The following is a 9,682-nucleotide window of genomic DNA, read 5'->3' as shown; positions in this document are numbered from 1 at the left end:
AGCGATCTACCAGGCGCTGTTCATCGAGGGCCGTGGCGCGCTCAAGCGGGAACTGGTCACGTGCCTGCGCACCGGCCGGGCGCTGCGGACTCCCCATGCACGGTCACGGAACAAACCGCAGGGGCATGTCACCGCGGACGTCATCCTCAGCGAACGCCCCGCCGAGGCCGCAGACCGCGCGGTCCCCGGACACTGGGAAGGCGATTGGATCATCGGGACGGGTCGCTCCGCGATCGGCACGCTGGTCGAGCGCAGCAGCCGCTCCACGCTCCTGGTGCACCTGCCCCGGCTCGAGGGCTGGGGCGAGAACCCGCCCGCGAAGAACGGCACCTCACTCGGGGGCTATGGCGCGATCGCGATGAACGCAGCGCTCACGACGTCGATGACGCAGCTGCCCGAGCAGCTACGCAAAACCCTCACCTGGGACCGCGGAAAGGAACTCTCCGGCCACGCCCAGTTCGCCATCGATACCGGGACGAAGGTGTTCTTCGCCGATCCCCACTCGCCCTGGCAACGACCGACGAACGAGAACACGAACGGGCTGCTGCGTCAGTACTTCCCGAAGGGCACCGATCTGTCCCGGTGGTCGTCCACGGACCTCGAAGCCGTCGCCATGGCGATCAACAACCGGCCCCGCAAGACCCTCGGCTGGCGGACACCCGCCGAGGTCCTCGAAGAGCAGCTACGCTCGCTGCAACAGCCCGGTGTTGCAACGACTGGTTGAACTCGCCCAATACAGCGCGGCCGCCTTCGCCGAGGTCTGCCGCCGGCACGGCATCCGCCGCAGCATGGGCCGGGTCGGCTCAAGCTATGACTGTGAGGATGATCAGGTGCCGCTCCGGGCGGGGGGCCTGACCCGAGCTACGACTGGCGTCGTTGCCTTGGCATTGATCTGTCGGCCACCGCCGGGAGTGGCGCTCGCTGCCGCCGGGCAGGGGACGTGTCCCGATAGGGGCCTTCGCGACAGGCACCGTCACAGTCTTGACCGCCCCGGCCCGGCGACGGCCACCAGCACCCGAGGCGATCAGGAGACAGGCGACCTTGCCCAGCATCACGCAGCCCACGGCCCCATGTCACGTCCCGGCGGGCGCCGGCGAGGACATCTTGCTCGGCGTGGACACCCATAAGGATGTCCACGCCGCGGCGGTCATCACCACGCTCGGGGCCGCTCTGGACGGCCGCAGCTTCCCGGCGACTGCGGAAGGGTACCGTCAACTCGTCTCCTGGGCACGCTCGTTCGGCATACTGCGGCGAGCCGGGGTCGAGTGCACCGGATCCTACGGCGCCGGCCTGACACGGCACCTGCGGGCCGAAGGCATCGAGGTGACCGAGGTCAACCAGCCCGACAAGGCCGCCCGACGGCGCCACGGCAAGACCGACGCGATCGATGCCGAGGCTGCCGCCCGCGCCGTGTTGTCCGGTCGTGCCACCGCCGCTGCGAAGACAAGCGACGGCCCGGTTGAGATGCTGCGGCTGTTCAAGCTGGCCAAGGGGTCCGCCATCAAGTCCAGGACCCAGGCCATCAACCAGCTCAAGAGCGTCCTGGTCTGCGCAGATGCCGAACTTCGTGAGTCCCTGGCCGGGCTGAGCAACTCGAAGCTGTTCCAGCAGTGTGCCGCACTCGCAGAGTCGGAGATCTCCGGGCCGGCAGGGGCCGCGCGTCACACCTTGAAACTGCTGGCCCGCCGCATCCAGAGCCTGACCGAGGAGATCAACGACCTCAACAAGCTGATAGCCGAGGCGATCAAAGCGAGTACTCCTGCACTGCTCGACGTCCATGGAGCGTCGGCCCGGACAGCGCGGCAGTCCTGCTCATCTCGGCCGGTGACAACCCCGAACGCCTCAACAATGAGGCGTCGTTCGCCGCCCTGTGCGGCACCAGCCCGGTCGAGGCATCCTCCGGCAAGACCCAGCGCCGCAGACTGAACCGAGGCGGCGACCGACAGGCCAACGCCGCTCTCTACCGGATCGTCCTCAGCCGCCTGCGCTGGGATGGCCGCACCCAGGACTACCTGCGTCGACGTCTCACCGAGGGTAAGACGCGCCGCGAGATCATCCGCTGCCTCAAGCGGTACGTCGCACGAGAGATCTACCGGCTCATTGTCCCCACGAACACTGTGGCTGGCCGCCCGGGACCGGCCTGAGCCACCGCTTGACATCCATAGGGGCATCTGTGACGGTGCCTGTCGCAAAGGCCCCTATCGGGACACACCCGCCGGCCTGGCGGCAGCAAGTGCCGTCCCGGACAGTGGCCGACAGATCAAGACTCAGGACAAGATAGTCAGTCGTATCGCGGGTCAGGCACCGCCGAGACGGCACCGCCATCCTCACAGTCGTATCGAGTGGCGATGCCCCGCCAGGCCTTCATCTTGTTGACGAGCCGCTCAACGGTGTTCCGCTCCATACCTTGGTTCTGGGCTGATCCCGGTCATTCGTAAGATCGGGACACCCAGGGGTTTCGGGTGTGGCTTGTGTTCCTTCGTCGCTGGTGTGGCTTACAAGGATTGGCCGCCCGGGCCCCCGCGACGACTCGACTGCTGATTGGGATGCGCGAACCGGATCGCTCGTATGGACGTGACAGCGAGGTCGTCTGCTGGGACAGCACAAGGACACGATGAAGGAGGTCCGGGTGCCCGAACTGTGGGCCGGGACGGATGCGGGCAAGGCCGAGCACCACTGCACTGTGATCGACGAACACGGCGCTAAGGTGATCTCGCGCCGGGTGGCCAACGACGAGGCCGAGCTGCTGCAACTCCTGGGCGAGGTATTGGACTTCGCCGACGGCAGTCCGGTGACCTGGGCGGTGGACCTGAACACCGGTGGCGCCGCCCTCTGGATCGCCCTGCTGGTCAACCACGGGCAGAAACTGCTCTACATCCCCGGCCGGAACGTGCACCATGCCTCCGGTTCCTACCGGGGCGACGGGAAGAGCGACGCGAAAGACGCGTACGTCATCGCCGACCAGGCCCGAATGCGCCGCGACCTGCAAACCCTCCAGGAGCCCGGCGAGATCGCGGTCGATCTGAAGATCCTCACCGCCCGCCGCCTGGGCCTCTCCGCGGACCGCACCCGTGCGATCAACCGACTTCGTGCCCAGATGCTGGAGTACTTCCCCGCGCTCGAGCGGGCCTTCGACTACAGCACTTCCAAGGCCGCTCTGGTGCTGTTGACGGGCTACCAGGCTCCGGCCGCCCTCCGCCGGATCGGCCGGGCCCGCCTCACTGCTTGGTTGAAGAACCGCAAGGTCTACAGCCCCTCTAAGGTCGCGGACCTCGCGGTGGCCTCGGCCGAGGCCCAGCTCACCACCGTCCCTGGGGAGAAGACCGCAGCCAGGATGGTCTACACCCTGGCCAGGGAGGTGATGGCATTGGACGAGGAGATCGCGCAGATCAGCGCCCTCATCGAGGAACGGTTTCGCGAGCATCCCGCCGCCGAGGTGATCACCAGCATGCCCGGCATCGGCGACATGCTCGGGGCCGAGTTCATCGCGGCGACGGGCGGCGACATGACGGCCTTCGGCAGCGCCGACCGGCTTGCCGGCGTCGCCGGACTCGCGCCCGTTCCGCGCGACTCCGGGAAGGTCAGCGGCAACCTGCGCAGGCCCCGCCGATACAGCCGAAGACTCCTGCGGATGTGCTACATGTCCGCCCAGGTCGCCGCCCGCTTCTGCCCGGAGTCCAAGGCGTTCTACTTGCGCAAACGCGCCGAGGGGAAGTCCCACAAGCAGGCCGTCCTGGCCTTGGCCAGGCGCCGCCTCAACGTGCTCTGGGCTCTCATACGGGACAACCGAACCTTCGAGCTCAGCACGTCCCGCCCCACTCTCGCAGCGGCGTGATCCCGTCACAAGACGTCACCATCCTGGCTTGACATCATGATTGGGAATCCTTGTAAAGATCGCCGTCGTGGCATGTGGGGCGGCCGCCCCGGCGGCCTTTCTTCTTCCGGTTGGCGGCCTGGTCCTTTTTCTCCGGGATGACTGTCTTGATGTTGCGTTTCCGCAGGTAAGAGCGGTTAGCGCGGGACGAGTAGGCCTTGTCGGCGGCGACAGCGTCGGGTCGGGTCCGGGGCCGGCCGACAGGAAGACGGACCCGTATCTTCTGCAGCACGGCGAAGAACTGCGGGCTGTCGGCGGCCTGTCCTGCGGTCAGTACGAGGGAGAGCGGACGGCACTTGCGGTCAGCGGCGAGATGAATCTTGCTCGTCAGACCGCCACGGGATCTGCCGAGCAGGGCTTGATTCAAGCGGAGCTTGCGCCGTCGCCGGATACGCCGTCGCTCTTCCTGCTCGGGGTCGTCCCTTCCGTCCTGTGCGTTCTGTCCTGGCGGGCCGCCCCTTTTTGCCGGGCTTTTTGCCGGGCCTGCTCCTGCTCGGCGGCGGCTTCCTCAACGGCCTCCATGATGTCCTTGCCGATGTGCATCCCGGCCGCGTCGTGGTCAGCGCGGGCAGTGGTGGAGTCCACGCTGACCAGGGACAAGTCCGTCTGCCCCCGGCGCGCGGCTTCGGCGATCATGCCTTCCAGAAGAGCGGAGAATACCCCGGCGTCCCGCCAGACGCGAAAGCGCCCGTAGACCGTCGCCCACGGCCCGAACTCGGCAGGCATCTCGCGCCACTGGGCGCTGGACCGAAACCGCCAGATCACCCCCTCGAACTGCTCCCGCAGCCGCTCGGGGTACGGACCGTACTCGCCTATCGGCAGGTACGGCTCGATGAACTCCCACTGCTCGTCGGTGAGTTGCCTACGTGTCACACCCGGCGTCCTACCAGTTCCCGGCCCCGCACGGGACCAGAACCCGAGATTGATCATGACCTCACACAGGCCCCTAGACCATCTCGGCTCTTGCCGACTCAGATCCCGTGTCGGATGTGTCCGAATGCATCCTTCTGTAGCTATTGCAGGCATTTGGGGCGGGGCGTACCGTTCCTATGAACGACGTCACACGAGGAGGGCATGCGTCCCGTGTAGCAGGGTGAGGTCCTTGCCGGTCCTGGGCGTAAAGGCCCCATCCCAGGGCGGCGAATCTGGCGCCTGTCGCCTTTAGGCAACCTTGCCGCTGCCGTGAGGCGACCTCCTTGATTTTGAGTTCTTGGAGCGTGAAATGAGTAAACGCCGCAGGAAGGCAAGCAAGGGTTCGATCTCGGTAGCGAACCGATATGCTGCCGTTACCCTTTCCTTAGGTGGCGCGCTTGGGGTAGGTGCGGCTACTGCCGGTCAGGCCGTCGCAGCGCCCGTCGTGGCTCCGGTATCCATCAAGAAGAAGTCTGAGGCTACCGAGAATGAGTTTGACGGACATGTGCGTAAGCCTGGCAGGAATAATCTTGGGATGGCCCAGGAATTGTCCGTCTACAACAATTCGGGCAAGACTGTATATGGGACGACCGGCCCGATCGCAGCTCCGGCAGCCAGCGCGCTGACTGCTGACAGGTCCGGCCTTGTCAACGATGAGAAGCCGCAGGACCGGAATTTACTGGTAAGTACCGGAGAGGCTGCTTATGACAGTTATGTAGCTTATGCGAAATGGAAAAGCTCCTTTATAATCCCATCTTCGCTGCGTGATGCACTGGCCAAGGCCGTGGCGAAGTTTGGGGCGCATAAATTGACTGCTGGGAAATATAAAATTGTCATTCCTGAAAATGTGTGGGAGGCTGGGGGTGACCTCTTTGACTGGGCGAGTCAGAAGATTTGGGGCGACCCGTCGGGCGCCGACAAATGGGACGACACGGCGCTTAAAATTTATGATCAGGCCGTGAAGGAGTTGCCGGCATCTAAGCGGACTGCTAAAAATAAGAAGACGCTTGCCAACTCTATTTATTCAGCGGTCTGGGAGGGGTGGCAACAGAAGGAAGAAAGCAACCTTTACGAGGCTGATGCGCGTATGCGTGGCGTAGGATTGCTAAGTCAGGAGGCGGCTACGCTCGGGTGGGGTGGTTCGGGCGTTTCGCGCGAGCACGGAATTGAGTCCCTAAAATCCCTGCAGAATGTCCTCTTGGAGCGGGTTGGGCTTAAGCCTGTCACCCAGCTCGAGCATGGGATGCCGAGTGTCACCCTGGAGCATTACATGCCGGCGCAGGACTTTCTCGCGGACCCTAAAATCTTAGACGAGCTCGTAGGTAAGACGCGGGCGATGGAAAATGGGCGGGAATGGTCGCATCAGGTCAACGGGGATGTTACCCCGGCTGTATGGAAGCTTCCTGCCTACCAACACTTATTGGCCCGAATGGGCGACGCTTTGGCGAGGGCAGCCGCACGCGGTGAGGAGCCTTCGGATCTGACCGTCGATTATGCGACTCGTTTGAAGCACTACTATGAGTCGCTGCTCTCCAAATCTGAGGCAACCTATAAATGGTCCAATACTCCTCTGTTTACAACGGCTACATATCGCCTGGAAGAGTGGACGCGTCGCCAGTCGGATAAGGACAGAAGCCTGTCGCTGCCGTTAGTGAATCTGCCCCTAGCTTACAGCGGCAGCGACGGGAAGCCTATCCCCGTAAAAAGTGACGGGCAGCTCTTTCTCAAGAGCAAGCAGGGCCACCTCCAGGAGGCTCTGGTGGAGGGAGGGGTGGTCTATGTGCAGGACAATACGCGAAAGTGGCAGCACGCACCGGAGGGCACCTTGGTCTATTCTGCCACGCCAAGCAAAAATCCGAACACCGAGTCGCTGCCCGTAAAATTCCATGACCTCATTCATGGGCAGGATCACGACACTGTAGTTAATGAAGGTAATTTGCAGTACATCGACAGACGAGATGGAACTCGGTGGGACGCTAAGGATCAAGTCCTTAATTACGAGGCCGGCATCTCGATCGAGTCGGACGGAACAATACGAAACCTGAAACGAGAAGAGGTAGCTGATTATAAGCTAAAAAAGGCCGAGTGGAATGGGCGCATTTCGCCGCTGCCGGCGGGGGCCGAAGAGACCAAGGTTGAGCTGAAGCCTGAAGGGACAAAGCCCGCGCCGCCACATGAAGCTGAGCTAGGGGAACTCCCGCCGCTGTCACGCCCCCATGATTCGCTGGATGCGGTGCCCGGGCAGACGACTGGTGGGGCCAGAACGCGGAATCCGCGGTCGATCGATGAGCTGGAGTCGAAGGGTAATGAGGGGCAGGAGCGCAGGGTTTCTGAGCTTCTGAGGGAGAATCCGAGTAGGCATGAGCAGGATGCTCTCGGCCCACTGCGTGCCAGGGACAAGCTCGCCAAGGTCGGTCCGCTGAGTGACCCGAAGGCCATGTCCGAGAAGCAGAATGCAGAGGATAACACGCGGAAGACAGATGACGCACGGAAGAAGCAGGAGACTGACCAGAAACGCCAGGAGGATGCGGATCGTCAGCGTGCTGAGGATGAAGCGCGTGATCGTGAAAACCGTGACTTTGGCCACGTGGAGTAGGTCGATGTTGATGCCCCTATGAAGCTTCTATGTCCCGTCAACCCCCAATTCAGCGGCGGCGGCGTTGTTGAGATGACGGTAGAGGCGTCAGGCGAGGTAGCGCTTGAGGCAGCGGCGGATCTCGCGGTCTGTCTTGCCTTCGGCCCGCCGTCGGTCAACGTACTCAGGTTGAACTGGCGGGTTTCGACGGCTGACGTTTCATGATCTCTGCTGTATGTCTGGGTTTGTGAGGTATGCGGGTGGGGGTGGCCTGACGCCGAAAGAGCAGGCAGCGCGGGTGCGGCTGGAGGCGGCCGAGTGGTTCGAGCGTGGGGAGCGGACTGCTGATGTCGCGGCCGCGTTCCGGGTCTCGGTGGTCTCGGTGAGGAAGTGGCGGCGGCAGTGGCGTGCGGGTGGCAGACAGGCGCTGCTGTCCAAGGGGCCGATGAACATGGAGAGGCTGACGCCGCAGCAGTGGGAGCGGCTGTTGGCGGAGTTGAAGCGGGGGCCGTTGGCGCATGGTTTCGAGGACGACCAGCGGTGGACCCTGAAACGGATCAAGCTGCTGATCGGCAGGTTGTTCCACGTGGGGTACACCGTCCAGGGGGTGTGGAAGCTGCTGCGTAGACACGGCTGGTCCTGGCAGGTCCCGGTGCGCCGGGCCCTCGAGCGGGCATTGTCAACTTTGACGACCCATCAGATGATCAGGCAGGCGATTATGGCTCTGCGCCTTTGAATCCATGAATGAAGCGCCGCCTCGACGCGGCACAGGCGGGTCCCGGTCGGGATTTTCCTTCTTGATCATCTGTCACTCTGTCAAAGTTGACAGTGCCCTTTGAGGAGCTTGCGGAAGAACCGCTTCGCCGCGGCCGTGTCGCGTTTGTCGGTCACCAGGATGTCCAGGACGTTCCCGTCCTGGTCCACCGCGCGCCATACGTACCGCATCTGCCCGTTGACCTTGATGAACACCTCGTCCAGATGCCACCGGTCCCCGGGCCGGGGCTGCCGCCGGCGCAGCCTGGCGTCATAGGCCGGACCGAACCGCTCGCACCACAGCCGGATCGCCTCGTACGAGACCTGGATACCGCGCTCAAACAGCAGCTCTTCCACATCACGGAAGGACAGAGGGAAACCGTGGTACAGCCAGACCGCGTGCGCGACCACCTCCGGCGGGAACCGGAAGCCCCGGTACGACGGTGCAGCACTGTCCACCAGCAGACCCCTCCCACGACGATCCCCACCAAGATCATCGCACCCCACCACTCAACTTGATAACGCCCTCCGGTGGCAGGTCGCGCAGTGCCTGGTGCAGGCTCGGAGCGCGTTCGGCGAGGATCTCGACCGTCTCGGTCACGTACCGGCCGGCGGTGGCGGTGGAGACGCCGAAGGCTGCGGCGACCTGGGCCAGCGTCTCGTTCTTGCGCAGGTGGACCAGCACGAGCAGGGCCTGCCGGAAGCAGCCAAGTTTGCGCCAGCGGGAGTTCAGCTCACACCTTCGGGCGTAGATGAGTCAGGAAACGTACTCAACGACCTCATGCGGGACGTCAAGCATGGCACGATGCGGGACCAACAGGGCTCCTGTGTCGACACGTTGATGAGTGAGATCACCAGCGCAACGACCAGGAGCCCTGCCGCGTTACGGACCCGACCGGCAGCCGCCAACGGCCGCGAAGCACAGGATGAGAAGGGTTCAGTGACAGATGATCAAGAAGGAAAATCCCGACCGGGACCCGCCTGTGGCGCGTCGAGGCGGCGCTTCATTCATGGATTCAAAGGCGCAGAGCCATAATCGCCTGCGTGATCATCTGATGGGTCGTCAAAGTTGACAATGCCGCGGCGAGCCCCGTTTGGTGATCCCGTTTTCACCCTTCGTCTGACCAGCTCAGGGTGAGGGGGAGGCTCTGTGCCTGAGAAGCCTCAACCAGCGCGCCAGCCAGTCAGCAGCCTCCCAGACAACCTTGGATCGACTACCGGTCCCGACGTGCCCGGTCCGACGCCTCACGAGCCCGATCTTCACGAGCCCGATCCTCACGAGCTCGATCCTCACGAGCCCCGTCCGCCGCCTTACGGTCAGCATCCTCACGAGCCCGGTCCACACGCGCCTGATCCGCCGCCTTACGGTCAGCATCCTCACGAGCCCGATCTTCACGCGCCTGATCCGCCGCCTTACGGTCAGCATCCTCACGAACCTGGTCCGGATGGTCCTTGGCTTTCGAATCCTCAGGCTTTAGACCGTGTCCTATGTGGGGCTGGGTCGTTGGACTTGGTTATGGGGCGGGGTACGTGGAGTTGGATTGTTCCGGACGGGCTGTGGGAGATCG

At 63.7% G+C, this 9,682-nt stretch carries 4 protein-coding genes and 5 pseudogenes; 5 read left to right on the top strand and 4 right to left on the bottom strand.

Annotation, left to right across the window (positions count from 1 at the left end; translation table 11 throughout):
* The 3 genes and pseudogenes from ACZ7HQ_RS44035 to ACZ7HQ_RS44025 all read left to right on the top strand — a co-directional run.
* Positions 1 to 724, top strand: a 724-nt coding sequence (locus ACZ7HQ_RS44035) for an IS30 family transposase (RefSeq protein ID WP_471002901.1), incomplete at its 5' end; no start/stop codon positions are given.
* Between the two features lie 326 nt (positions 725 to 1,050).
* A pseudogene (locus ACZ7HQ_RS44030) lies at positions 1,051 to 2,144 on the top strand (IS110 family RNA-guided transposase).
* A gap of 470 nt (positions 2,145 to 2,614) precedes the next feature.
* Positions 2,615 to 3,835, top strand: a complete 1,221-nt coding sequence (locus ACZ7HQ_RS44025) for an IS110 family RNA-guided transposase (RefSeq protein ID WP_471002899.1) — start codon at positions 2,615 to 2,617, stop codon at positions 3,833 to 3,835.
* Positions 3,836 to 3,881: 46 nt separating this feature from the next.
* Here ACZ7HQ_RS44025 and ACZ7HQ_RS44020 read toward each other — a convergent pair.
* Positions 3,882 to 4,747: pseudogene (locus tag ACZ7HQ_RS44020) on the bottom strand (transposase); the annotation flags it as partial.
* A gap of 349 nt (positions 4,748 to 5,096) precedes the next feature.
* On the opposite strand from ACZ7HQ_RS44020, the gene ACZ7HQ_RS44015 reads away from it, so the two are divergent.
* Both ACZ7HQ_RS44015 and ACZ7HQ_RS44010 read left to right on the top strand, forming a co-directional pair.
* On the top strand, positions 5,097 to 7,382 hold the full coding sequence (locus ACZ7HQ_RS44015) for a hypothetical protein (protein ID WP_471002896.1): 2,286 nt from the start codon (positions 5,097 to 5,099) through the stop codon (positions 7,380 to 7,382).
* Positions 7,383 to 7,608: 226 nt separating this feature from the next.
* Positions 7,609 to 8,034: pseudogene (locus ACZ7HQ_RS44010) on the top strand (winged helix-turn-helix domain-containing protein); the annotation flags it as partial.
* 161 nt (positions 8,035 to 8,195) lie between these two features.
* On the opposite strand, the pseudogene ACZ7HQ_RS44005 reads toward ACZ7HQ_RS44010, so the two are convergent.
* The 3 genes and pseudogenes from ACZ7HQ_RS44005 to ACZ7HQ_RS43995 all read right to left on the bottom strand — a co-directional run.
* A pseudogene (locus tag ACZ7HQ_RS44005) lies at positions 8,196 to 8,573 on the bottom strand (IS6 family transposase); the annotation flags it as partial.
* A gap of 76 nt (positions 8,574 to 8,649) precedes the next feature.
* A pseudogene (locus ACZ7HQ_RS44000) lies at positions 8,650 to 8,913 on the bottom strand (helix-turn-helix domain-containing protein); the annotation flags it as partial.
* A 330-nt stretch (positions 8,914 to 9,243) separates the two neighbouring features.
* Positions 9,244 to 9,510 carry a hypothetical protein gene (locus ACZ7HQ_RS43995; protein ID WP_471002893.1) on the bottom strand — a complete coding sequence of 89 codons (267 nt, stop codon included), beginning with the start codon at positions 9,508 to 9,510 and terminating at the stop codon, positions 9,244 to 9,246.
* Between the last annotated feature and the right edge of the window lie 172 nt (positions 9,511 to 9,682).

The organism is Streptomyces sp. NPDC037290, assembly GCF_055603245.1.
The sequence above is the reverse complement of the archived record's forward strand: the minus strand, read 5'-3'. Positions and strand labels throughout refer to the sequence as shown.

What these genes read in the sequence shown, in the direction of transcription:
- ACZ7HQ_RS44025 (WP_471002899.1), top strand. Translation starts at nt 2,615, where the DNA reads ATGAAGGAGGTCCGGGTGCCCGAACTGTGGGCCGGGACGGATGCGGGC.
- ACZ7HQ_RS44015 (WP_471002896.1), top strand. Translation starts at nt 5,097, where the DNA reads ATGAGTAAACGCCGCAGGAAGGCAAGCAAGGGTTCGATCTCGGTAGCG.